The organism is Soonwooa sp. T0.1_25, assembly GCF_057652215.1.
In genome coordinates, this window is record NZ_JBYFBZ010000004.1 from 39,425 (window position 1) to 63,699 (window position 24,275).

At 36.1% G+C, this 24,275-nt stretch carries 23 protein-coding genes and 3 pseudogenes; 13 read left to right on the forward strand and 13 right to left on the reverse strand.

The genetic code is table 11. The annotated features are described in order from the left end of the window. Positions 1–2: 2 nt before the first annotated feature. The 9 genes and pseudogenes from ilvD to AC23MB_RS07025 form a co-directional block, all read right to left on the reverse strand. Positions 3–1,679, reverse strand: a complete 1,677-nt coding sequence (ilvD, locus tag AC23MB_RS06985) for a dihydroxy-acid dehydratase (RefSeq protein WP_374328998.1) — start codon at positions 1,677–1,679, stop codon at positions 3–5. Next, entirely contained in the window at positions 1,679–2,569 is an 891-nt protein-coding gene (locus tag AC23MB_RS06990) for a branched-chain amino acid transaminase (protein ID WP_313030772.1), read from the reverse strand. Before AC23MB_RS06990 ends, ilvD begins: the two co-directional genes overlap by 1 nt. 669 nt (positions 2,570–3,238) lie before the next feature. Then, a pseudogene (locus tag AC23MB_RS06995) lies at positions 3,239–3,526 on the reverse strand (conjugal transfer protein TraG); the annotation flags it as partial. 104 nt (positions 3,527–3,630) lie between these two features. Next, positions 3,631–4,380, reverse strand: a pseudogene (gene istB / locus AC23MB_RS07000) (IS21-like element helper ATPase IstB). 64 nt (positions 4,381–4,444) lie between these two features. Beyond that, a complete protein-coding gene (gene istA, locus AC23MB_RS07005) occupies positions 4,445–5,995 on the reverse strand; it encodes an IS21 family transposase (RefSeq protein WP_487786853.1) in 1,551 nt (516 codons plus the stop codon). Between the two features lie 384 nt (positions 5,996–6,379). Then, complete coding sequence (gene tpiA, locus AC23MB_RS07010) at positions 6,380–7,141, reverse strand: triose-phosphate isomerase (RefSeq protein ID WP_312321945.1); 762 nt, start codon at positions 7,139–7,141, stop codon at positions 6,380–6,382. A 22-nt stretch (positions 7,142–7,163) separates the two neighbouring features. Beyond that, the gene (locus tag AC23MB_RS07015) at positions 7,164–7,514 is read right to left on the reverse strand and encodes a tellurite resistance TerB family protein (protein ID WP_079665849.1); all 351 of its coding nucleotides are present in this window, start codon (positions 7,512–7,514) and stop codon (positions 7,164–7,166) included. 5 nt (positions 7,515–7,519) lie between these two features. Further along, positions 7,520–8,608, reverse strand: a complete 1,089-nt coding sequence (locus AC23MB_RS07020; protein ID WP_487786854.1) for a BT_3928 family protein — start codon at positions 8,606–8,608, stop codon at positions 7,520–7,522. A gap of 13 nt (positions 8,609–8,621) precedes the next feature. Then, complete coding sequence (locus tag AC23MB_RS07025; protein WP_487786855.1) at positions 8,622–9,158, reverse strand: DUF1599 domain-containing protein; 537 nt, start codon at positions 9,156–9,158, stop codon at positions 8,622–8,624. Between the two features lie 124 nt (positions 9,159–9,282). On the opposite strand from AC23MB_RS07025, the gene folP reads away from it, so the two are divergent. The 9 genes and pseudogenes from folP (at position 9,283) to rplI (ending at position 17,521) form a co-directional block, all read left to right on the forward strand. Continuing rightward, a complete protein-coding gene (folP, locus tag AC23MB_RS07030; RefSeq protein WP_374329004.1) occupies positions 9,283–10,116 on the forward strand; it encodes a dihydropteroate synthase in 834 nt (277 codons plus the stop codon). Positions 10,117–10,119: 3 nt separating this feature from the next. Further along, on the forward strand, positions 10,120–11,481 hold the full coding sequence (locus AC23MB_RS07035; protein ID WP_487786856.1) for a chloride channel protein: 1,362 nt from the start codon (positions 10,120–10,122) through the stop codon (positions 11,479–11,481). Between the two features lie 539 nt (positions 11,482–12,020). Beyond that, positions 12,021–12,341 (forward strand): hypothetical protein, encoded by a 321-nt coding sequence (locus tag AC23MB_RS07040; protein ID WP_313030756.1) that lies wholly within the window; start codon positions 12,021–12,023, stop codon positions 12,339–12,341. 269 nt (positions 12,342–12,610) lie between these two features. Further along, on the forward strand, positions 12,611–12,784 hold the full coding sequence (locus AC23MB_RS07045; RefSeq protein ID WP_487786857.1) for a hypothetical protein: 174 nt from the start codon (positions 12,611–12,613) through the stop codon (positions 12,782–12,784). Positions 12,785–12,796: 12 nt separating this feature from the next. Further along, positions 12,797–13,287, forward strand: a pseudogene (locus AC23MB_RS07050) (T9SS type A sorting domain-containing protein); the annotation flags it as partial. 313 nt (positions 13,288–13,600) lie between these two features. Beyond that, positions 13,601–16,021, forward strand: a complete 2,421-nt coding sequence (locus AC23MB_RS07055; protein WP_487786858.1) for a GEVED domain-containing protein — start codon at positions 13,601–13,603, stop codon at positions 16,019–16,021. 127 nt (positions 16,022–16,148) lie between these two features. Then, positions 16,149–16,490, forward strand: coding sequence for a 30S ribosomal protein S6 (rpsF, locus tag AC23MB_RS07060; protein WP_300668990.1), 342 nt, complete (start codon positions 16,149–16,151; stop codon positions 16,488–16,490). A 26-nt stretch (positions 16,491–16,516) separates the two neighbouring features. Further along, positions 16,517–16,819 carry a 30S ribosomal protein S18 gene (gene rpsR, locus AC23MB_RS07065; RefSeq protein ID WP_027382072.1) on the forward strand — a complete coding sequence of 101 codons (303 nt, stop codon included), beginning with the start codon at positions 16,517–16,519 and terminating at the stop codon, positions 16,817–16,819. Positions 16,820–17,002: 183 nt separating this feature from the next. Beyond that, complete coding sequence (gene rplI / locus AC23MB_RS07070; protein ID WP_079665856.1) at positions 17,003–17,521, forward strand: 50S ribosomal protein L9; 519 nt, start codon at positions 17,003–17,005, stop codon at positions 17,519–17,521. Positions 17,522–17,748: 227 nt separating this feature from the next. Here the strand turns inward: rplI and AC23MB_RS07075 are convergent, their stop codons facing one another. Both AC23MB_RS07075 and AC23MB_RS07080 read right to left on the reverse strand, forming a co-directional pair. Then, positions 17,749–18,141, reverse strand: a complete 393-nt coding sequence (locus tag AC23MB_RS07075; RefSeq protein ID WP_487786859.1) for a helix-turn-helix domain-containing protein — start codon at positions 18,139–18,141, stop codon at positions 17,749–17,751. Positions 18,142–18,265: 124 nt separating this feature from the next. After that, positions 18,266–18,517, reverse strand: a complete 252-nt coding sequence (locus tag AC23MB_RS07080; protein WP_487786860.1) for an AraC family ligand binding domain-containing protein — start codon at positions 18,515–18,517, stop codon at positions 18,266–18,268. Between the two features lie 481 nt (positions 18,518–18,998). On the opposite strand from AC23MB_RS07080, the gene AC23MB_RS07085 reads away from it, so the two are divergent. The 4 genes from AC23MB_RS07085 (at position 18,999) to AC23MB_RS07100 (ending at position 22,771) form a co-directional block, all read left to right on the forward strand. After that, entirely contained in the window at positions 18,999–19,274 is a 276-nt protein-coding gene (locus AC23MB_RS07085; protein ID WP_487786861.1) for a hypothetical protein, read from the forward strand. After that, the gene (locus tag AC23MB_RS07090) at positions 19,261–20,022 is read left to right on the forward strand and encodes a TolC family protein (RefSeq protein ID WP_487786862.1); all 762 of its coding nucleotides are present in this window, start codon (positions 19,261–19,263) and stop codon (positions 20,020–20,022) included. The genes AC23MB_RS07085 and AC23MB_RS07090 overlap by 14 nt, the downstream gene beginning before the upstream one ends. Before the next feature lie 3 nt (positions 20,023–20,025). Continuing rightward, a complete protein-coding gene (locus AC23MB_RS07095) occupies positions 20,026–21,075 on the forward strand; it encodes an HlyD family secretion protein (protein ID WP_487786863.1) in 1,050 nt (349 codons plus the stop codon). 130 nt (positions 21,076–21,205) lie between these two features. After that, positions 21,206–22,771, forward strand: coding sequence for a hypothetical protein (locus AC23MB_RS07100; RefSeq protein ID WP_487786864.1), 1,566 nt, complete (start codon positions 21,206–21,208; stop codon positions 22,769–22,771). A gap of 2 nt (positions 22,772–22,773) precedes the next feature. On the opposite strand, the gene AC23MB_RS07105 is transcribed toward AC23MB_RS07100, so the two are convergent. After that, entirely contained in the window at positions 22,774–23,343 is a 570-nt protein-coding gene (locus AC23MB_RS07105; RefSeq protein WP_487786865.1) for a hypothetical protein, read from the reverse strand. Positions 23,344–23,438: 95 nt separating this feature from the next. Next, positions 23,439–24,245, reverse strand: a complete 807-nt coding sequence (locus tag AC23MB_RS07110; protein WP_409506830.1) for an SDR family NAD(P)-dependent oxidoreductase — start codon at positions 24,243–24,245, stop codon at positions 23,439–23,441. Between the last annotated feature and the right edge of the window lie 30 nt (positions 24,246–24,275).

The window sequence follows — 24,275 nt, forward strand, 5'->3', positions numbered from 1 at the left end:
ATTTATTTATCGGTTACACAACCTGTTGATGCACTGGACACACTTTTGGCATATTTGTACAATACACCTCGTTGCACTTTTAGTGGTGGTTGTTTCCACTGTTGTTGGCGTTTTTCTAATTCTTCGTTACTCACTTTCATATTGATACTGTTGTTTTTCACGTCAATCGTGATAACATCTCCATTTTGAACCAAGGCGATATTTCCACCCGATTGCGCTTCAGGACAGATGTGTCCAACCACGAAACCGTGGGTTCCGCCTGAAAATCTTCCATCGGTAATTAAAGCGACATCATTTCCCAAACCTGCACCCATAATTTCGGAAGTTGGTTTCAGCATTTCGGGCATTCCCGGACCACCTTTCGGACCACAATAACGGATAACAACCACATCGCCTTTTTTCACTTCACCCGATTCGATGGCGTGATTAACGGACTGCTCATCGTCAAAAACTTTTGCTGAACCTTCAAAGAAATCACCTTCCTTTCCGCTGATTTTGGCTACACTTCCTTCGGTGGCGAGATTTCCGTATAAGATTTGTAAATGTCCGTTTTTCTTGATTGGATTTTCCAAAGGAAGAAATACTTTTTGTCCTTCTGTTAAACTGGGAACATCTTGCAGATTTTCAGCAACTGTTTTTCCAGTAACGGTCAAACAATCACCGTGAAGCAGCTCTTTTTCCAACAGGTATTTCATCACAGCAGGAGTTCCACCTACCTTGTGTAAATCTTCCATCAGGTATTTTCCGCTCGGTTTTAAATCAGCCAAAACAGGCAGTTTATCGCTCATTTTCTGAAAATCTTCTAAAGATAATTCCACATTTACCGCATCTGCCATCGCAATTAAATGCAACACCGCATTGGTTGATCCACCTAAAACTACTACCATTGTCAGTGCATTTTCAAAGGCTTTGCGTGTCATAATGTCGGTTGGTTTGATATCCTTTTCCAAAAGTGTTCGGATGGCTTTTCCTGTATCCAAACATTCTTTTTGTTTCACTTCATCAACCGCAGGATTGGACGAACTGTAAGGTAAACTCATTCCCAACGCTTCTATTGCCGAAGATAAAGTATTGGCTGTGTACATTCCGCCACAGGCACCAGCACCAGGGCAAGCGCAACGAACCACGCCATTGTAATCTTCGTCAGAGATGTTGTTGCTTATTTTTTGCCCCAATGCTTCAAAAGCAGAAACGATGTTCAGTTTTTGATTTTTGTAATTTCCTGAATGGATAGAACCTCCATAAACCATGATGGACGGACGATTTAATCTTCCCAAAGCGATGATAGAACCCGGCATATTTTTGTCGCAACCCACCACAGCCAACACCGCATCGTAATGTTGTGCCTCTACAACTGTTTCTATGGAATCAGCGATGATGTCTCGTGAAACCAAGGAATAACGCATTCCGTCTGTACCATTTGCCATACCATCACTCACGCCGATTGTATGGAAGATTAATCCCACCAAATTGGCATCAACAACGCCTTGTTTCACGGTTTTTGCCAAATCGTTGAGGTGCATATTGCAAGTGTTTCCTTCGTAACCTGTGCTGACGATACCTACTTGTGCTTTGTCCATATCTTCATCGGTCAGACCTATGCCGTACAACATCGCTTTGGAAGCTGGTTGTGTTGGATTTTGGGTAAAAGTTTGGCTGTATTTATTCAGTTTTTGCATTAGAATTCGGCTTTTAAAACGTTTAATGGTTGACGAACCGCTTTGCTGTACGCTTCTTGTAATTTTTTTCCTAACGATTTTTCCCAAGGAAGTGGAAAATGATAATCGTTCACCGATTGTATTCCGACTACTTCAGCAGCAGTACCGCAATAAAAAGCAGCATCGGCTTGTAATAAATCATCTAAAGAAAATTGACCTTGTTGCACTTTCAGATTTAATTCTTCTGCCAATTCCAAAACGGTAGCTCTTGTTATTCCAGGTAGGATATGACCCAATTGCGGTGTGAACAAAATGCCATCTTTCTCAAAAAATAGATTCGCACCCGGACCTTCGGCTAAATTTCCTTCACAATCCAAAAGCAAGGCTTCATCAAATCCGTTGTCTTTTGCTTCGCGGGTTGCCAAGATAGAATTAACGTAATGACCGCAAACTTTGGCTTCTATGTGCAAGGATTTTGGGTGAGGACGACAATAAGAAGAAACGTTTAATCGAAGCAAATTATCGCCCAAATAAGCACCCCATTCCCAAGCGGCTATCATCACGGAAACGCTACTCGGAGCGGATAAACTCATATTTTGTCCGCAATAGACTAAAGGACGAACATACGCATCTTGCAGCTTGTTTTTTTCGAGCAATTCGTAGGTGAATGCCATCAATTCTTCTACTGAATATGGAACAGGGATTTTTACTAATTCGCAAGATTTTAGTAAGCGTTCGTAATGTTCTTTTGCTTTAAAAACGACTGTTCCCGATTCGGTTTTGTAAGCACGGATTCCCTCAAATGCGCCATAACCGTAGTGTAAAGTTTGACTGTAAAGGTCGGTGTTGGCGTTTGTTGCCTTGGTAAATTTGCCGTCTAAAAATAAGACTGTTTGATTGTTGAAATACATATTAATTGATTTTTAAAATTAAATTTTGGACATAAAAAAAGCCTTTCCCGAAATGAGAAAGGCTTGTTGACTTATAGACATATCAGCTTTCCTCACGGTGGCGAGTAAATAATAATGCTGATAATAATGTTGCTGTTATATAATTTCATTTTGTTTATTTCTAATTTGAATTCAAAAAAAAAAGCCCTCCAAAATTTTGGAAGGCTTACGTGTATATTTTTTTTGAATCTATACAATTATTCCTTCCCAGAATGTGAAATCACACCCGCAATAATAATAGAAGAAATAATGAATTGATTGTACATATTTTTTGTTTTCGGGTGCAAATGTAAATACAAAGTTTTTAATTATCCAAATTTTTTGATATTTTTTAATGTAAAGTTTCTATGTGCCAGAGATGTTGAGAGAAATACCTTCTTGTAAGGTGTATGCAAATTGATATGATGTGACATACAAAACGCTAAGTTTTAACAGATTTAATTTTTTTTAATTCAATATCTATTTTTATAAGTGTTTAGGATTTACACGATTAATTGGCACTTATATCTTTGAAGTGTTAATGCTGTATTTCAACAAAAAACAAATGTGCCAAATTTGGGGTGGCTAAAATTTTTTCTTGTCGGTGTTTGTCTTGAAGATATTTCTGTCATGTCTTTTTAGATTGCCCATCTATTGAATCAAATGTCGCATGTTTGGGTCATTCTTGATACGCTCCATTTCGTTTTCTACAATACTCAAAATGTCTGATTTTATTTGACGGTAATTGCTTTCAATTTCTTGTTTCATTTTAACCTCGCCGTGTTCATCCGCAAAAGATAGGATTTGTGGTATTTTCTGATAGGCTTTGGTTTTGGAAGCAACCTTTTCATTATCGACAACTATTTCAGCGTATAATATCTTTTGCTCGATACGTTCGTCAAAGTTATCAGAGACAGAACCAACAAACATACCCTGTGTAGATATTCTTGCTAAATTGACACCCTATTCCTAATTAAATTGACCACCAAAAATGAAGTCAAAAAAAGGTGTTTTGAGATGGGTTAAAAATATAAAATTTTAAATTACTCAGTGGCAGATTTTGGATCTGTTTTTTTTCTTCTTAGTGATTCTCCCTTAAGGTCTATTCTTACGGAGTTATGTACCATTCGATCAAGGATTGCATCTGCAATGGTTTGCTCACCAATAACTTCATGCCAAGCACTTACTGGAAGCTGTGATGCAATAATTGTTGATCTCTTACCATGTCTGTACTCAATGATTTCCATAAAATCTTGGCGTTTTAGATTATCTAAGGTTTGCAAGCCAAAATCGTCTAAGATGATCAAATCTTGCTTCTCAATACGGTCTATTTCTTTGAGGTAAGAACCGTCTGCTTTTTCCATTTTTAGTTTTGAGAAGAGCTTGTTAATGCTAAAGTACATGACCTTGTAACCAATTGTACAGGCTTTATAGCCTATAGCTGTTGCAATAAAGCTCTTTCCCACACCTGTACTTCCCGTTACCAAAATATTTTGTTATTGATTGATAAAATCGCAAAACGCGAGCCTTCCAATAGTGTTTTTATCAATATTTCTGGAGTTGCTTGCAGTAATTTCTTCCATAAATGCTCGGTAGCGGAACTTTGCTGTAGTAATCAGTCTTTCGACCTTACGACTTTCCCTATCGTCGTATTCGGATTCGGGGTCGATTAGATAAGCGATAAGCTCATCGTTGGTGTAACTCTGGCTGTTAACTTCCATAGCATTTGTAAAGGCTCTGTGCATACCATAAAGCTTTAAATGCTTCATTTTGTCTAAAGTGGATTGATTCACTTTTTAAAATTTAATGATTTTTGATTTTTTTATTCTTCATTCCTCTCTCTTGTCTCTACTGATATTACTTGGCACCACGGATGTTTTTATGTTTTGGAAGCTTCTTTTCCTGGAAAAACTCATCATCGTTGCTAAGGTTGTCCAAACCTCTTTCCAGGATACTTTTAATAATGGCAAGATTGTATCTTTCGTAGTCCATTGCTCTTTTGCAAGCGTTGTCAAGGCGGTGATTTCCGGTCTTTTTAGACAAGGTTAATATACCCAAACAGGTTTTATAAGATTGCTCGGGATACTGTTTCTTTTCTAATATTTTCTCAATGTATTTTTCACAAGATTCGCCAAGACTTCGTCCCCACGACAAAAACCTCGAAGGATTCCATTCTGTCATAAATTGATGTGAGGAAGGCATATGTTCTTTAACCGTGGTATAGCCATACTTCAGTAAAACCCGATGATGAAAAGCGATTCTGCGCTGCTCAAAGTAAATTTCGACAGTGTTTTTATTAAAAATAATATTCATCTTTTTACCAATATAACTGAAGGGAACACTGTAATAATGCTTGTCTTTATTGAGATAAACATGGCTCGTTTTATGAAGTGTTGCCCTGGTGATATATTTTAGCTGATACATCAATGATGGAAGTGGTGATAAAACAGGTTTTTGTACTTCCAAGAAAACATCTTCTCGGGAATACTTTTTGCGTTGTAAAGGTGCTTTGTTATGCTGTTCTAAAAGAAGAGCTATGGCTTTATTAAGCTCTTCCAAGCTAAAAAACTGCGTCTTTCGAAGGGGCGCAAATATTCTTGTATAAACGATTCTAACAGCATTTTCAACCAAGGATTTATCTTTGGAATGATAAGCTCGTGTGGGCAAAATAGTGGTGCTGTAATAGGAAGCAAAGTCGAGTAAAGAGTCTGTGATTATGGGTTCATATTTATGACTTTTCTTTACTGCTGTACGCAGATTATCCGTGACTATGGCTGCTGGAACACCACAGTAATAATGCAAGGTTTTTGTAAGATTTGACAAAAAGTCTTCCTTGGTCTGGGTGGAGGTTGCCTCGACAAAGGTCATCTCGCTTGCTCCCAGTACGCTTACAAAGACTTCTACATCTTTTATTTCCCCTGTTTCTTTATTGATGACTTGAAGCTTTTTACCCGTGTAATCAACGAACATTTTGTCTCCAGCTTTGTGATCGATGTGCATGGAGGGATTAACCCTCTTGCACCAAGTTCGGTAATTAAAGCAAAAGCGTGAATAACTATAATCTGAGGGGTGTTTGTCGATATACTCTTCCCAAAGTAGGTATCGGGTAACACCGACACGTTTTAGTTCTTTAGAAAAATATGGAAAAAAGCTTTCTAATTGTTTATGAACGTTATCTTGATCCCGTACGTCAGCTGGTGCTGCTCCGAAAAGATCATCCAGATCTTCATCGTTAAGTGCCTGTAATTCGTCAAAAGTAAACTGATGCTCGTGGTAAAGATGAATGTACTTCTTGACGTTGTTCATCGATACGCCCAGCTGTTTGCTGATCTGCAATTTGCTAACGCCAGAGGTGTAAAGTCGTAAGAATTGTCTTAAATGTAACATGCCTATTTTTTTATTAGCCATAACTCGCTTTTTTGCGAAGTTATTTCTAAGACACATTGATCGACTTTTTTAAGTGGTCAATTTCGCAGGAATGCCCTGGTCAATTTGCCCAGGAAACAACTGATCACTTTGACAGGAATGATATGGTCAGTTTTGCAGGATTCTTCACGTAATACCAATTTTCGAACAAATCGAAGCTATTGATTATGTATTTTTCTAATTATCCCGCATCTGCGTGAGGGCGAAGCGCATTGTTGGAGCTCGTGATGTGAGGCGACGGAGCGCAGCGGAGCCGACCGAGCATCACAGCGACTGCGCGTAGACCGACCGACAAAACAAAAAACGCGGACGACAATGTCGTCCGCGTTTTTTTTGTTTTGAGGGCACGCCCAAATTAAAAATATGCTATGGATTAAAACCTTCGATAATTTTTGAAAAATCTTCGATTTTTAGCGCTGCCCCACCGATAAGTCCACCGTCGATATCTGGCTGCGAGAAGATCTCTTTTGCGTTGTCCGGCTTAACAGAACCACCGTACAAAATCGAAATTTCGTCCGCAACTTCTTGACCATACTTAGCTGCAATAAGACTTCTGATGTGCGCGTGAATCTCCTGCGCTTGCTCTGGCGTCGCAGTCTCACCCGTACCGATCGCCCAAACAGGCTCGTAAGCGATAACCACTTTTTTGATTTCGTCCGCAGAAAGCGTGAAAAGAGCAACTTCAGTCTGGTTTTTTACGACTTCGAAGTGTTGACCAGCTTTACGTTGTTCCAAAGTTTCGCCGTTGCAATAGATCGGCGTAAGACCAGCATCCAACAAAGCTTTTACTTTTCTATTCGCATGACTGTCGGTCTCACCATGGTATTGACGACGCTCTGAGTGCGACACCAAACTCCCGTCAATGCCAATAGAATTGATCATCTGAACGGAAATTTCGCCTGTGTAAGCACCACTTTGATATTCTGAAACGTCTTGTGCAAAAACCTCAACTTCTCCATTTTTAAAAATATCTTTAGCCATTGTTAAATACAAAGCTGGCGGTGCGATATAGACTTCGCAATTGGTTGTATTGTTTTTTTTGTATTCTAAAAGTTGGATCATTAAAGCCTCTGCATCTGCAAAGTTTTTGTTCATTTTCCAGTTGCCTGCAACGATGTTTTTTCTCATTTTATTTTTATTAAATTTAATATTAATCCATTTTCCATATGGTCTTCATCATCGTGTAATATTGGTGTTCTACACGTGACACATCTTGATCTGCCTTGATCAATTTCTTCGCAAAAGCACGGAATTCCTCACGCTCTGCTGGTGTCGAATCGTCATAAAAACATCTCGCATGAAACTCGAAATGATCCTTCCAATCGCTTGGCTGAAGACTCGCAATAACATCCAACTCATTGTCCAGATTTAAACGAAAAGGAAATTCTTCCGCCAGATATTCTAAAATAACTTTTTCTTCTTCTGGACTAAATTTGTAATCGACAGCTGACAACAACATCAACATGTGATATCCTGCGATTGATTTATTTGATTTTTGCATTATTCTTATTTTTTATATTCTTTTAAATAATCTTTAGCTCCCAATTTTTCAACGATTTTTCCTTTTTCTAAAACCATAACAAAAGGATTACTTCTTGCAATTGTTTTAATCGCGATCTCGTCCATCATAAGATTCGGAATTTTATTGAAAAAATCTGGTTGCGTCGACACACCGTAGACTTTTACCGCACGCTCATGCATCATCATATTCTGAATCTCAGCAACCAATTGCGTTGACGCTTCTTTTGGTTTATAAACGAATACTAAAATTGCTTTTGGTTCATTAAGAATTTCGGTGGTTTTATCTTCACCAGTCGGCGTTTCTAACTTTAATTTTTTGATTTCGGAATCGTAACCTCGCTTAACAATTTCGGATGTGGTTTTACCTTCTTCAATCTGCCAAGTTTCGTCCTTCCAATAATTTTTGTTGATGTATTCGTCTTGATCAACCTTCTTCACTTCTCCCGTTTTAGAATTTTTAAGTGAATAAAAAGTCTTGTAAATCGATGGATCTTGTTCAATTTTTTGACGCTCGGCATTAAGGTCTGTTCCGATTTTATAAGCTCTAAAATCGATTAAAGGCTCATGTGTAATCCCACGATACATTACATAAATCATCAATAAAACAAAAATACCAAGAGCAGGCATTTTGACACAACCTATATCTGTTTTTTCTTGATAATTTTTATTCAATAACCATAAAATTAATAAGCCTACAAGAAGTGCAATATCCTTCCAAAAGGATTGCCACGGCGTCATCTTCATCGCATCGCCAAAGCATCCACAATCTGTTACAACATTATAAAACGCCGAATAAAATGTTAAAAATCCAAAGAATACGCACAGCGCAATTAATGCAATAAGCGTCGCTTTTAGTTTAATCTTCATTAAAAGCATAAAACCTAAAGCCAATTCTAAAACCACAACAATGGTCGCCAGCTCTAAGGCATATTTTTCAAAAAAAGGCAAGTTGAAAACAGAAGGAGAAAAATATTCCTCCAGCTTAAAAGAAAAACCTTTTAAATCAACGGCTTTTACAAAACCCGATGCAATAAAAATTACCGCAATAATATAACGTAAAAGTCTTCTGATCATATCTTATTGAATTTTATGATGCGTATTTTATCAAGCAAAAAACGGCATAATTGAGCATATCAAAATAGTTAGCATCCAAACCTTCGGACACCAAAGTCTTCCCTTGATTGTCTTCAATCTGTTTGGTTCTCAAGACTTTTTGATAAATTAAATCTGTAATTGAACTAATTCTCATTTCGCGCCAAGCTTCGCCGTAATCGTGATTTTTCCGTTCCATTAAAGCTTTGGCTTCGTTTGCGTATTTGTCATACAAACTCATAATTTCGGTCTCGTCGGCATTCAATTCATCCGAAAAACCTTTTTCTAACTGGATTAAACCAATGATGGAATAATTGACAATCGCCACGAATTCGTCTTTTTCATCCTCGTCCACCATTTTGACATCCGTCATCTGCAGCGTACGGATACGATTGACTTTGATGTAAATTTGATCCGTAATCGAACTCGGTCTCAAAACACGCCAAGCCGAACCATAATCGCTAAGTTTTTTCTGAAAAAGATTTCGGCAGCTTTTGATAACTTCCTCAAACTGCATCGATGTATTCGTCATAAAAATGAGTTATTGGTCAAAGATACAAATTTTAGCCAATCGCGGAGGATGACAATTATCGCAAAAAATAAAGGAATTTTAATAATTGGTTGGCGTTCCGCATCTTGTTTTATAAATTTGTGAAATGAAGTTTTCCAATTCAGCATTTTCCACAGATAAACAATTCAGTATCAATTGCAATGGCAGATTAATCGATCTGAGCCAACCCAAGATTATGGGGATTCTAAACCTCACGCCAGACTCTTTTTCTGATGGCGGAAAGTTTAATTCTGAAAAAAATGCATTACTTCACACCGAACAATTATTAAAAGATGGCGCACATATTATTGACATCGGCGCACAATCGACGCGACCAAACGCCGAACATATTTCTGCACAAGAAGAAATCAAACGAATCGGCAACATTATTTCTTTAATTAAAAAAGAATTTCCTGAAGTTTTAATTTCTTTGGATACATTTTATGGTGAAGTAGTGAAATTCGGTCACAACGAAGGCATCGACATTGTTAATGATATTTCGGCGGGACAATTTGATGACCAGATGTTAACCGAAGTTGCGAAAACTGGACTTCCATACGTTTTGATGCATATTAATTCGAGTTACGACAATATGCATAATAAACCAAATTCTGACGATATTATTCTTGAATTAAATAAATTCTTTTCGAAAAAAATTGATGAAATTAACCAACTTGGAATAAAAGATATTATTCTCGATCCGGGTTTTGGATTTTCGAAAACACAAGACAATCAATTACAAATCATTAACGAATTAGAATACATTGGTTTTGGCGACTTCCCTATTTTAATAGGAATTTCAAGAAAATCTTTTATTTATAAACCTTTAGGAAAAAGTCCTCTAGAAATCCAACATGAAGTTGAAAAAATCCATCAACAACTTTTCGAAAAAGGTGCAAAAATTTTCAGAGTTCACGAACCAGCCTTGCTAAAATTTTAAAACATGAAAAAGATGCTTAACACCCTTCGCCTCATGTTAAAACGTTCTTTCGACAACATCCGCAACGAACAACTAAAAAATAATCTTTTGCAGGCAATTCCTTTTTGGATTGGATCGGTTATTACGGGATTTTTCGCAGTGATGTATGCCAAAATTTTTGCGTGGGGCGAAAAACTTCTCGAACTCATCATGAACTGGCATGACTGGATGATTTTTATTATCGCACCAATCGGTTTTGTATTGTCATGGTGGCTGGTTAAAGCATTTGCGCCCTATTCCAAAGGATCTGGAATTCCGCAAGTTATGGCTGCAGTCGAAATGGCAAATCCTAAAGAGCACAACAAGATCAAACACTTGTTAAGCATTAAAATTTTAATATTAAAAATTATCTCATCCGTCGTATTAGTCATTGGTGGTGGCGCCATCGGGCGCGAAGGTCCGACCATCCAAATTGCTGGTTCTATTTTTAGAAAAGTTAATGAATATCTTCCTTCTTGGTATCCGAAAATTTCTAAAAAAAACATGATTATGACTGGCGCAGCAGCAGGTCTTGCAGCAGCATTCAACACACCTTTGGGCGGAATTGTATTTGCAGTTGAAGAGTTGACAAAGACGCACATCAACTATTTTAAAACAGCTTTATTCACAGCTGTAATTATAGCAGGTCTAACCGCTCAAACCTTAGCTGGTTCATATTTGTATTTAGGTTATCCAAAAACAAGCAACATATCATTGAGTGTTATTTTCCCTGTGATATTGGTAGCGTGTATTTCAGGAATTTTTGCTAGTCAACTCTCTGTGATTATGTTAAAAATAAGTGCTTGGAAAAAAAGATTAAAAACCGACGTTTCTAATATCATTTTTCTAGTTATTAGCGCCTTGATTATTGCGAGTATTGCTTATTTTATTAATCGTGAAATTTTAGGATCTGGGAAAGAAATTATGGAACGCGTCCTATTTACTGACAACAAACACGAAGAATGGTACGTCCCTCTTCTTAGGATGATTGGTCCTGCATTAGCTTTCACATCTGGTGGCGCAGGTGGAATTTTTGCACCAGCACTTTCTGCGGGAGCAAGTGTAGGATCGGTAATTTCTGGTTTAATTCATCTATCTCCGCACGAGACCAATGTCGTTATCCTTGCAGGGATGGTTGCATTTTTAACTGGAATAACACGAGCACCCTTTACTGCTGCTATTATTGTTTTGGAAATGACCGATCGCCATTCTTTGATATTTTATTTGATGTTGGCAGGTATGATGTCTTCTATTGCATCGATTTTGGTAAGTCGTCACTCTTTATATGAAGAACTAAAAATCAGTTTCTTGAAAGATTTAAGAAGTAAAAACCACATTAATGATTAATTTTATTCTTAAATAAACTATACATAGGAAATAAAAGTCAAAACAACAGCATTAATAAGAGATTTTAAATCACAATAGATATCATTGAAATTATTTTAACTTTTACATTACAAAATTGTAATTTTTTTTCATAGTTTTAAAACCAAAACAAAACAATTTTAAATAATATAACAAAAAATTTACTTAAGCTAGACTTTTGCACTCTTCCACTACTAAGCTACATTCATATTTTTCAATAAAATTTTGATGGCAACGGCTCTGGAATTGGTGCTTGGACGGTAATTGACGCTGATGGCAACGTACCTGCTCAACATGTTTCCTTCATTAACGCGTGTACCGTGTATGACAGATCAGGTCCAGATGGAGAATTTCAAGAACCAGTAGTCAATAATGCTGCGATGAGCACATCTTGATATGACCCAGCGAACAGCTCTAAGGATTGGCTAATCTCGCCAAGTGTAGCAATTTCTGGAAGCAATCCATCATTAGTATGACAAGCTAAAGCTGAAGATCCGCAGTTCCCAGATGGTTACAAAGTAATGCTTGCGCCAAATAGAGGCAACACCATCGCACACTTCACCGTTGAACTATTCAGTAAATTTGCAGAAAATGCTAGCTGGACAACGCGATATACGGATCTTACACCTTATCTTGGTAAAAAAAGTATTCGTTTTGCATTTATTAACACCTCTAACAACATGTACGTTTTAGCAATTGACAACATAAAATTTGTTAATGATTTTGTACCACCGATTTTACCTACTTATGTAAATCTTTTAACGCCAACCAACAACCAACAAAATGTACTACTTATAATAATCAATTTAGTTGGGAAGCTCCTCCATCCACTCAAAATGTAAGTGCTTACAATTTCCATTTAGGAAATTCGGCAAACGACCTGCAATTTATTGGCTATACACCAGGAACTAGCATCACTCTAAGTAATTTAGAATATAAAAAAACGTATTATTGGACCATTAGACCTGTTAACGATGCAGGAGAAGCGGCTGGATGTACTGTACAATCCTTCAAAACAGAAGATAGTCCATTTAACCCGTATTGCGGTCCACTTTAATTTGGTTTTGAAATTTTCGGAACACAAATAAATGCTGTCGAACCAATTACAAAAGTGGAGTTGACTGACCTGTCTAACACTTCACCTGCGGAGATTGGACAAAACAATGCCCACGAAACATTCGTTGATAAAATTGCTCATGTTAACAAAGGACAATCTTATGATATTAAATTATTTGGAAATACAAATGGTCCTTACAAAGCAAAATTCGCAGTATATTTTGACTAGAACCAAAACGGCAGTTTCAATGATGCAGGCGAAGTATATTTAATAGATAACCCGCTAACCGACTCAAACGGAGAAGACGAAAAATTTGTAAGTCAATCTATCACTGTACCTGCATCGGCATTGTTGGGTAATAAAAAAATGCGTGTTAAAAAAATATTTAATGATAATGCAACAGATCTTGGAGCATTAAGCGACCCTTGTGCAAACGCACGATTTGGGCAAGCGGAAGACTACACTGTTAATGTAGGTAATTTAGCGGTTAGCGATTTACAAAAAAACAAGTCAGTTATCTATCCAAATCCTGTTAAGGACGTAGTAACAATAAACTCAGCATCGAAAATTGAAAATATCAAGATTTTGAATTTACTGGAAAATTAGTTTACAGCATAGATGTCAATGCAAGTAAAAAAGAAATTAATCTTTCTAAATTACAAACTGGCACATACACAGTGAACATAAAATCTGAAGACGGTATCGAAACCACTAACATTATCAAAAAATAATAAACTAAAATAATTAAGGGAAAAGACCAGCATATTCTGTTGGTCATTTTTTATGAAAAATAAAATAACATACTAATAAAACAATAAATAATTTACCTACTAAATAACTTTAATATAAATTAAAAATCTATTAAAATGTAAAATAACGAATTTTATCAATTAGTTTAATTAACAATTAATACAATATAGATTCATTAATAAATTTAAAATAAAATCACCAAACAATCATAAATATTATTTTTTTCATATCAAATTTGCATTTTAATTTTTTTTTAATATATTTGAAAATCTCAAAATCAAAAAATAAATTATTATGAAAAAAGTTTTACTATCATGCTTTGTAGCATTGGGCGTGAGCGCATCCGCGCAAACGGTACTTTTCCAAGACAGTTTCGAAAGTTACACCGACTTCGCAATTGCAAATGTCGGAAGTTGGACCCTTACAGATGTGGATCAGTCTGCAACATACGGCTTCCAAGGAATCCAATTTGCGAACTCAGGAGCAAAAAAGTCCTTCCAAGTTTTCAACTCCACAACCACAACACCTCCAATAACACCAGGTGCTACTTCAGATTGGACCGCTAGAACAGGTAATAAAATGATGGCGGCATTTGCATCAGTCACTCCAAAAAATAACGACTGGATGATCTCACCACAAATCCAATTAAACAATGGCACTCTAGAACTTAGCTTCTGGGGAAAATCGTGTGATGGTCAATATGGTAATGAAAAATTCAAAGTACATATTTCAACAACAGGTACTGCAGTAAGTAATTTTACAGCTATCACACCTAACGAAGTATCTTCCCCTGCTGACATTACGTGGCACAAATACACGTATGACTTAAGCCAATACGCTGGTCAAAATGTATATATTGCAATTCAATGTGTATCAGATGATCAATTTGGATTTGCGATAGATGATTTCATGGTAACTAGTTCTGCAGCGCAGACAGAAGCACCTGGCTGTGCAACTCTAACTGCTCCAGCAAATGGAAATCAAGCTGTGGGCGTTAATCCTGCCCCAACCTTATCTTGGACAGCGCCTACAACTGGAGGTACTGCTAGTAGCTACGATGTATACTTAGGAACATCTCCTAACCCAACAACATTATTAGGCAACTATACTTCTACATCAACAACTGCTGCTGGACTAAGTCCTTTAACTACGTATTATTGGAAAGTTGTACCTAAAAACACTATCGGATCAGCTACTGGATGTACAGAGTTTTCATTCAAAACTTTAGATACAAATCCACCTGGATGTATTACGAACGTAACACCAGCAGACGGTGCAACAGGAGTTCCTGGAGGAACAACACCATTATCTTGGGCAGCTCCTACAACAGGAGGTACGCCAGTATCATATGATGTATATTGGGGAACAGATGCTGCATCTTTAACAAAACTAGGCAATACAACTAATACAGCCGTTAATATTACTAACACACAATATAGCACAACATATTATTGGAAAGTTGTAGGAGTAAACACTGATGGTACAAGTGCTGCAAGTTGTCCTTCTTACAAATTAACAACAGGCCCTAGTCCATACGAGCCATATTGCGGTCCACTTGCTTTTGGTTATGTTGAACCTATTACTAAAGTAACTTTTGCTGATTTAACAAATGCAACTTCAGCTGCAACAACAGCACCTGCACACGAAACATTCCTTGATAAAGTTGCAACAATTACTAAAGGAGAATCTTACACAATGACTCTTGAAGGTAATACGGGAGGTAATTATAAAAACAGATTCGTTGTTTTTGCTGACTGGAATCAAGATGGAACTTTTGATCCAACCGCTGAAACTTACGTTGTAGAAGGCATTCTAGAAGCTTCAACTGGATTGGATGGCAAAACTGTATCTGTAAGCATCCCAGTACCAGCTGATGCTGCAACAGGTGAAACAAGGTTAAGAATTAAGAAAACTTATGGCGCAAATCCATACGTTGATCCTTGTGTTGTAGGAACATCTTTTGGTCAAGCTGAAGACTATACATTAAAAGTTAACTCTTCTACGCCGCCAGTAACTTATTGTGAAGTAGCACTTAACTGTGAAGATGGTGATCTTATCACAAATGTAACGTTTGCTGGTATCAATAACAACTCAGCTTGTGGAACAGACGGATACAGTGATTATACTTCTTCAGTAGCACCTGCAAATGTGATGGCTGGTCAAACTTACCCTATGTCGGTAACTGTAGGAGATGGTTGGTACGAAAGAGTATCTGCTTGGATCGATTATAACAACAACGGTGTATTTGAAGCAAGTGAGTACTTAGGAGAAATTGGTGATGGAGGAACAGGCGTCGTAACAACTGGCGACATCACAATCCCAGCTACAACAGCTGCTGGTACTTACAGAATGCGCGTTCAAGTTCTAGCAGCAGGTAGTACCAACCCAGCTTCTGAAGACCCTTGTATGAATGATTTAGACAAATTTGGAGAATACGAAGACTATAGCGTTAAAGTTGGAACATTAGCAGTTAGCGATATTAACAAAGCAAAAGTTCAGGTATTCCCTAACCCAGTTGTAGATGTATTAAAAGTTACAAGTGCTTCTAATGCTAAATCTATCAAGGTATTTGATATGAATGGTAAATTAGTAACTAACCAAGCTGCAAAAACAACAGCTAACGAAGTTAATATGTCAAGAATGACACCTGGAGCTTACGTAGTAGTTGTTGAAACAGATAACGGTTCTGAAACTATTAAGGTTATCAAAAAATAATCAATTATAATTTAACTTTACAAGAGCTGCTTCAGAAATGAAGCAGCTTTTTTCATTTAATACTTTCTATTTTAAAAAATAATTATATCTTTGCAACTCGAAATAATTAACCAATTAATTAATCATTATGAACAATTACGAAACTGTTTTCATTTTAACTCCCGTTCTATCTGATGCGCAGGTGGAGGAAGCAGTGCAAAAATTTGAAGGCCTTTTAAAAGAAAAAGGTTGTGAAATCGTTGCTAAAGAAAAATGGGGTCTTAAGAAATTAGCTTACCCTATCCAATTGAAAAAGAATGGATTCTACACTTTAATCGAATTTAAAGGTGAAGGTGACGTTGTAGCTGAGTTAGAATTAGCTTTCAAACGTGACGAAAGAGTTATCCGTTATTTAACAACTAAATTGGACAAGCACGCTGTTGACTACGCTGTAACTAGAAGAGCTAAAGTTAAAGCTGCTAAAGCTTAATTATTAATCCCTAAAACAAAAAAGACATGGCAATAGATGATATGGCTAAACAAGCCTCTGCTGGTGGAGAATCTGAAGTAAAATTCTTAACACCACTTGATATCAATACAAAATCTGAAAAGAAATATTGTAGATTCAAAAAATTCGGAATTAAGCATGTAGATTATAAAGATGCTGATTTCTTATTACAATTCGTGAACGAGCAAGGTAAAATCTTACCAAGACGTTACACAGGAACTTCTCTTAAATATCAAAGAAAAGTATCTGCAGCTATCAAAAGAGCTAGACATTTAGCTTTGATGCCTTACGTAGCAGACCTTTTAAAATAAGACAAAAAGCAAAACGCTATAAGCTTTAAGTATTATACCTAAAGCTTATAGCTATTTTTAGTTGCTGAATAAATAATTAATTCTAACTGTTTTAGATAAAAGACAAAAGATAAGAGATGAAAGACTTAAATCTTTTTTCTTTGCTCTTTCTTCTTTCCTCTAAAATCTAAACAAGACAACAACATGGAAATTATCCTTAAAAAAGACGTTGAAAACTTAGGACTTGAGTTCGATACAGTAAACGTAAAACCAGGTTACGCTCGTAACTTCCTAATGCCTCAAGGTATCGCAGTATTAGCAACGCCTAAAAACAAAGCTATCCTTGCAGAAACTCTAGAAGCTAGAAAAGAAGAAGAAGCAAAATTAATCGCTGCTGCTAACGCTATCGTTGACAAATTGAAAAAAACAACGACTACTATCGCTGCGAAAGTTGGTACAGGAGACAAATTGTTTGGTTCTATCAACAACATTAACCTTTCTGAAGCTTTGGCTAAAGCAGGTGTTGAAGTAGATAAAAAATACATCAAAATCCCTGGTAACACTATCAAAAGAACAGGTAAGTTCGAAGCGCTTATCAGACTTCACAGAAATGTTGAGTACAACTACGAATTCGACGTTGTATCTGATGCTCCTGTTGAAGCTGCTCCTAAAGCTGCTCCAGCTCCTAAAAAAGAAGAAGAAACTCCAGCTGAAGAAGCTTAATATTTTTTCTTTAATAAATATAAAACCTCCGACTTCGGAGGTTTTTTTGTTATTTTACGTCAGTTTGGGATAAAGTACTTTTATTTATACGAGTCCGTCACTTCCGGTAAAAATCTGAAAGTTTTTGTATCGAGAAGCTTTAATGATAAGAAAATTCACTTGTTTTCGATACAGTTTTCTTCGAAAACCACTCAAACTGACGTTAATTTTCTTATCGCGAACTCAGGTTATTTTGATTTCAACCGCTGTTGATAATCCGTTGGCGAAATGCCCGTCACACGCTTGAAAATATTACTGAAAGACGATAAAGAATTGTAACCAACCAGCATCGCAATTTCATACATATTGTACTTCTCCTCTCCCATTAATTCTAAAGATTTTGTAATACGCAAGGCACGAAGAAAACGCACATAATTCATTCCCAATTGTTCTTTAAATTTTCTGGATAAGGTTCGACTACTCACACCAAAATTCTTCGCGACTTCTTCTAAGCCAAGATTTTTATCTAAATTGGTGTTCAAGAATTTTGCAATTCTTAAAAGCATTTCGTATTTCGGGAAAGGATGTTGCACAGGAAAAGCCAACTTACGATCCCGACTTGTTGGCAAAATATACTTCATGGCTTTTAGAAAAAAATATTTCTGTTAATCGGCTTCTGTCGCCTTTCCGCTGCAGTTTTTGGTAAAAAGAATCATTTCGCGCATAAGAAAACTCACGGAATAAATATTAACTTCCGAGAAAAAATCATCTTCTTCTTTTTTCTGGTTTAAAATAAAAATTAAATAAACTCACCTTTGAGCTATAAGGCAGAATGTAATGCGGAAATCCCGCCGGAATCCACATAAAACAGCGCGCAGGCAAATACCAATGCTTCTCTTCCGTAAAAATGTGAATAATTCCGCCTTCGGCGTAAATCAACTGCGCAGAAAGATGAGAATGTTTTTTCGTTTCTACATTTCCCGTTAAAAGATGGTAAACATGAAAGTTTGCATCCACTTTTTCAAGCTCATCGTAATGACTTTTTCCAATTTTATAAATTTAGTAAAAGTATCAATTTGGCGTAAATGCGTAAATCATTATCATTTTTCACAAAGTCGGTCACATACTTTGCGTCGTAACTTTGTGGCATCAAAATAATAATCCCTAAAAATACATTTATAAAATTATGAAAATGATATTTCACATCAGAAAATATCAACTTTTAATTTTGGTCTTAATTCTTTTAAATTTAAACATAAAAGCTCAAAAATACAATCAAATTTCTTTGAAGGAAGCTTTAGAAATAGGACTTAATAACAATAAAACTGTACAAATTAGTCATTAAAAAAAATCGATTTCTGAAACTAAAGAAAAAGATTTAAAAAAGGAAAAATTGCCCAATATTGGGTTCCATACCAATTACACACAAGTGAGCAATTTGCACCAATATCAAAACGGAATCTTCGATAAATCCACAGAATATGATGCAATTAATGGCATGTATGATTTCACATTATCGTCTTCCATTCCGCTTTATCTTGGTGGGAAATTAAAAAATAACGAAAAAAAGGCAAAAATTAATACAGAAAATTCAAAGCTAAAAACACAAATCGATGAGCGAGTATTGAAAATGCAAATCATTACTGCGTTTCTACAAATTCATCATTTGAAAGAGCAACAGTCTTTAATTCAACAAAAAATGAAAGAAGACAGCGCCAATATTAAGGAAACAAAAATCCTAAAAAAAAAAAAACGGCGTGGTGACTTACAATGAAGTTCTGAGAACGTCTTTGCAACTTTCTAACCACAAAATGTCTTGGACAGAATTGGATAACGATATTCAGATTGCGGAACATCAACTCAAAACACTTTTATCCTTGCCCGACAATCAGGAATTGCATGTAGAAACCACGGAATTGGTTTCAGAACAAGTAAAAATACCGTATTTGGAAGATCTGAATTCCCAAGCCATCACGGAAAATGAAAGTATTGAGGTTTCTAAAAACAATATTCGTTTGGCAGAAATCGACAAAAAAATTGTGAAAGGCAATTATCTCCCGAACATCACAATGGGCGGCGAATATTGGTTAAAATATCCAAATATGATGTTTTTTCCGCCAGAACCTTATGCATACAGACTCGGCATGTTGGGCGTAACCCTCACCTATCCTATCGAAAATTTGTATAAAAATAAATACAAAATGCAGGAAGCCAAACAGCATATCGACTTGGCAAATCTGGAATTGGAGGAAAAAGAAGAGCAACTTAAACACGAGGTTTTTCAGGCATATAAAAAATATGAAGAAACCGAGCAAAAAGTAAATATCGTACAGGAAGCAATTGCCCAAGCTAAGGAAAATTACAGAATTGTGAAAACAAAATACGCTAACAAATTAAGTTTAATCACAGAACTTATCGATGCCGACAATGCTTATTTGGAAGCAGAATCTAATTTAATTTCGGTAAAAATCAACAGACTACTCAAATATTATCAACTACAATACATCATCGGAAAGCTTTAAAATATGGCAACAAAACAACTTACAAAAAGAGAAAAAAGAATCAACAAAAGCATCTCACTTCTGGCTTGGATTCTCATTATTGCAGGCGTTGCAGGTATGCTGAGCTTTTATCTTTTCAGTCGAAAAAATGTAACGACAAATGATGCACAAATCGAGCAATATATAACCCCAGTTTCCAGCAAAGTTTCTAGTTTTATCAAAGAAATTAATTTTAAAGAAAAGCAGTTTGTAAAAAAAGGCGACACTTTGTTGATTATTGATAATCGTGAATTTAAAAACCAAGTCAACATTGCGGAGGCCAATCTACAAGCGACAACCGAAACTGTAAAAACCGTGCAAAGTGGCGTGAATACTAAGGAAAGTAATTCAAAAATTATTGACGCAAAAATTGTTTCAGCAAAAATTGACATTTGGAAAACCGAGCAAGATTATAATCGTTACAAAAATCTTCTTGAGCAAAATGCCGCAACAGAACAACAATGCGAAAATATAAAAGCGTCTTACGAACAAGCGAAAGCCAATCTTCTTGCTTTGCAACAACAAAAAAATGCGATAAAAGCAAGTGCAAACGAACAACAAACTAGAGTTGCGCCATTGCAAAGTCAGATTCAGCAAAGTTCGGCAAGCCTTAATAATGCGAAACTTTTTCTTTCTTATACGGTTGTCACTGCGCCTTACGACGGTTGGGTTGGCAAAAAAACAATTCAGGAAGGGCAATTGATAAAAGAAGGTCAGGCTTTAGTGCAAATTGTTTCTAAAGAAAAATGGATTATCGCCAATTTTAAAGAAACGCAATTAGGAGAAATCGACCAAAATAAAGAGGTTACAATAACCGCCGACGCATTCCCGAACATTGAATTTAAAGGAAAAATAGAAAGCATTTCACCTGCTTCGGGTTCACAGTTTTCTTTGGTAAAACCTGACAATGCGACTGGAAATTTCGTAAAAATAGAACAGCGTTTTCCCGTAAAAATTATTCTTGAAAACAATCAAAACAACGACAAACTCCTTTCTGGAATGAATGTTTTGGTAAGCGCAAAGAAAAATGAATAATGATTGTTTGTTGGTTGATGGTTGATGGTTTTGGGTTTTTGGCTTTAAACCTTAAACTTTTAAACCTTTAACATTAAACCTCGAACCCGGAAACTCGAATCTCGTATCTCAAATCTCAAAACATAAATCCTTGTCACACAATACAATATATCAAAAATGGGTTCCGCAATGGTTGAAACTTCCGTTGCTAATTATGGCGATGTTTCCGCATTTGATGCTGATGTCCTTGTTTCATTCCAACAGCGCTTTTACATCATCATTTTTGGATGTAGATTCAGACGATTTGCAATATCTTTTGATGTTGATGTACGGTAAAATCGTGGTTACACTGTTGGTTTTACCAAGATATCTAGCCTATTTCAGTGTCAAATATTACATTTTGTTGATGTCATCGGTTTCTATCATTATATTATATGTCGTCTCGGTAACCAACAACTATCACGTGATTTTGGTAATGCGATTTTTGGAAGGAATTTTTGGAGTTTTGGAAGGCGCTATTTTTTTACCATTAATCACCGCCGAACTAAAAACCAAACATGCCAGAATCGTCGCTTATCTTTTTCTTTACGCCATAATGTTGACTGGTGGCACGATTACAACAAGTTTACTAAAAACCAGCATCGAAAATTACAATTTTCAACACATGGTTTTAATGATTGTTTACTTCCACATTTTTGTGCTGATTGTAGCGTTTTCAATATTTAATAGCAATAGATTTTTTGCGAGAATTCCGTTATATCAATTGGACCATGTGAGTTGTCTTTTACTTTGGTTGAGTTTACAATCTGGCGCTTACGCCATTATTTATGGAAAAAGATTGATGTTGTTAGAATCCAATCAAATTGTGTTTTGTCTCTTCCTATTTATGATTTGGTCGGTTTTTTTTATTTTAAAACCGAAATACAGCAAAAGACCGATTTTCCATTTAGAAGCCTTTTGTTACGTCCATATTTTAGTCGGAGTTTTGTTATTTTTCATATTTTATGTTATACGTGCAGGTCTTAACAATGTGTACAGCATTATGGCAAACGTTTGGAAATGGCCTTGGGAATACATCAATAATATTCAATATTTCAATGTTGGAGAAACAATTTTGGGTATTTTAATTTCTGGAATTTTGTTGATGCGCGCAGTTTCTTCAAAAACGATTTTCGCTTCTGGATTTGCAATTTTAGCCATCGATTGTGCTTGGTTTACTTACGAATTTTATCCTGACACAACTCTATGGACGATTGCGCCACCTTTGTTTTTACAAGGCATTGGACAAGGACTTTTGTTTACGCCGCTTGTTATGTACATCATCACGGGACTTCCTCCAAATTTAGTTTCCAATGGCGCTGTAATGGGTACAACAGTTAGGTTTTGGACGACTGCAATTGGATATTCAATTATGCCAAATGCTATTTTGTATTTAAGTTTAAAACACACCGATTCTTTGACTACGAATTTTTCGCCAACCAACCCAATTTTTAGCAGTTTATGGAATAATAATTTTAACGCGAATCTTAGCAAATTAACTTATAATGATGCGGTCAGTCTAACGATTGGTGGTTTTAAATCTAAGATTTCTGCGCAAGCACTTTTGCTTTCAAACATGGAAATCTTCACAATTTTATTCTGGATTGCTCTTGCAACTACAATTATCATTTTGCTTTATAAACCTGCAAAAATTGGTGTGAGAAATATTTTTTATTGAAATTAAAATTTCTTCGTTTTAAATGAAAAGGAGGTTATTCCACCTTTATAATCTTTCAATTTATCTCGGATATAAAACTCAAACCAAATCCAAAGCGAGAAATAAACCATCCAAAAATACATAACCGTTTGCGGTTTATCAACGAGCATTCCGCCAGTTTTGGCATTTTGCCATCTAAAACCTGATGTATTAAGGTAAGCTTCTGTCAATCCAAATTGCGGAATCCACTTTTCCAAAATTGCCATGCTGATTCCCGCAATCAAAAAGAAAATAGCACCTGCAATCGAATAAGCAATATTTCTAATGAAAAACAAAGGATTGCTTCCTGCAAAACCAGCACGCATTCGGTTCATGACAATCAGCAAATAAAAGTAAAAATAATAGTTGTTATGAAAAGATTTTGCTAAGCCATAAATCATAAATCCATACAATAAAGCAATAAGAATGAATTTTTTACTTCTTGCAAAAACTGACAGAAAAACGCCAGAATGAATCATTAGAAATTCAACAACAAAAAGCTGAATGCCGTTAGTAATAAAAGTTGCATCACTTTGACCAGGAACTAGCCACACTTTTATGTAAAAAATTACGGATAAAAAATAATTCAGAATTTGTAAATTCTCAAACCTTAGATCACATTTCTGTAAAAACTGACTTAGTTTCTCCTTTAGTTTCTTCCTTTAAAATCTTTCATCGTGTCATAAATCCCGAAAATATTGCGCATCGTCCAATCAAAAATGGATAAAGGCAAAATCCCTTGACCTAGTCGGATAAACCAATATGGCAGCGGCATTGCCAACATTTTGGTTTGCTTTTCGATGGCGCGAATAATTTTTTCTGAAGTTTTTTCTGGGTCAAGAATCGGCAATAGTTTAGATTTCACACCATCAAACATTCCTGTATTAATGTAGAAAGGCATAACGGTGGTCACAGAAATATTCTTTTTCAGTGCTTCCATTTCCAGTCGAAGACTGTCGCTCCAGCCAAGAGCCGCCCATTTGGAGGCCGCATAAACAGACATTTTCGGGTTCGAAATAAGACCAGCCGACGAGCAAATATTACAAATAGAGCCAGCATTGCGTAGCATCATTTCGGGAAGAAATTCTAAAGTAATATGCATAATCGCATCGGCATTTATCGCCATCGTTTTAGAAATATTCTCATGCGAATGTTCGTGAAAAAATTTTCCAACCACAATTCCCGCATTATTGATCAACACGTCGACTGCATCAACGTCTCGTTTGGTTTGGGAAGAAATATCAAGCAAGTTTTCGACATTAGAAACATCAACTTTATAAGCTATAATTTTTCCTTTTAAAGAAGAAAACTCTTGTTTCACAGCTTCAATTCCCGCGTCATTGATGTCCCAAATTATCAAGGTTTTAGCACCTCTTTCAAGGACTTTTCTACCCATAATTTTTCCGATACCCGAAGCGCCACCCGTTATTAAAACCGTTTTCCCAGTGAAGTTCATAAAGTGATTTCTATTTTCAATAAATATAAT

What these genes read in the sequence shown, in the direction of transcription:
- ilvD (WP_374328998.1), bottom strand. Translation starts at nt 1,679, where the DNA reads ATGCAAAAACTGAATAAATACAGCCAAACTTTTACCCAAAATCCAACA.
- AC23MB_RS06990 (WP_313030772.1), bottom strand. Translation starts at nt 2,569, where the DNA reads ATGTATTTCAACAATCAAACAGTCTTATTTTTAGACGGCAAATTTACC.
- istA (WP_487786853.1), bottom strand. Translation starts at nt 5,995, where the DNA reads ATGGCTAATAAAAAAATAGGCATGTTACATTTAAGACAATTCTTACGA.
- tpiA (WP_312321945.1), bottom strand. Translation starts at nt 7,141, where the DNA reads ATGAGAAAAAACATCGTTGCAGGCAACTGGAAAATGAACAAAAACTTT.
- AC23MB_RS07015 (WP_079665849.1), bottom strand. Translation starts at nt 7,514, where the DNA reads ATGCAAAAATCAAATAAATCAATCGCAGGATATCACATGTTGATGTTG.
- AC23MB_RS07020 (WP_487786854.1), bottom strand. Translation starts at nt 8,608, where the DNA reads ATGATCAGAAGACTTTTACGTTATATTATTGCGGTAATTTTTATTGCA.
- AC23MB_RS07025 (WP_487786855.1), bottom strand. Translation starts at nt 9,158, where the DNA reads ATGACGAATACATCGATGCAGTTTGAGGAAGTTATCAAAAGCTGCCGA.
- folP (WP_374329004.1), top strand. Translation starts at nt 9,283, where the DNA reads ATGAAGTTTTCCAATTCAGCATTTTCCACAGATAAACAATTCAGTATC.
- AC23MB_RS07035 (WP_487786856.1), top strand. Translation starts at nt 10,120, where the DNA reads ATGAAAAAGATGCTTAACACCCTTCGCCTCATGTTAAAACGTTCTTTC.
- AC23MB_RS07040 (WP_313030756.1), top strand. Translation starts at nt 12,021, where the DNA reads ATGCTTGCGCCAAATAGAGGCAACACCATCGCACACTTCACCGTTGAA.
- AC23MB_RS07055 (WP_487786858.1), top strand. Translation starts at nt 13,601, where the DNA reads ATGAAAAAAGTTTTACTATCATGCTTTGTAGCATTGGGCGTGAGCGCA.
- rpsF (WP_300668990.1), top strand. Translation starts at nt 16,149, where the DNA reads ATGAACAATTACGAAACTGTTTTCATTTTAACTCCCGTTCTATCTGAT.
- rpsR (WP_027382072.1), top strand. Translation starts at nt 16,517, where the DNA reads ATGGCAATAGATGATATGGCTAAACAAGCCTCTGCTGGTGGAGAATCT.
- rplI (WP_079665856.1), top strand. Translation starts at nt 17,003, where the DNA reads ATGGAAATTATCCTTAAAAAAGACGTTGAAAACTTAGGACTTGAGTTC.
- AC23MB_RS07075 (WP_487786859.1), bottom strand. Translation starts at nt 18,141, where the DNA reads ATGAAGTATATTTTGCCAACAAGTCGGGATCGTAAGTTGGCTTTTCCT.
- AC23MB_RS07085 (WP_487786861.1), top strand. Translation starts at nt 18,999, where the DNA reads ATGTATGATTTCACATTATCGTCTTCCATTCCGCTTTATCTTGGTGGG.
- AC23MB_RS07095 (WP_487786863.1), top strand. Translation starts at nt 20,026, where the DNA reads ATGGCAACAAAACAACTTACAAAAAGAGAAAAAAGAATCAACAAAAGC.
- AC23MB_RS07110 (WP_409506830.1), bottom strand. Translation starts at nt 24,245, where the DNA reads ATGAACTTCACTGGGAAAACGGTTTTAATAACGGGTGGCGCTTCGGGT.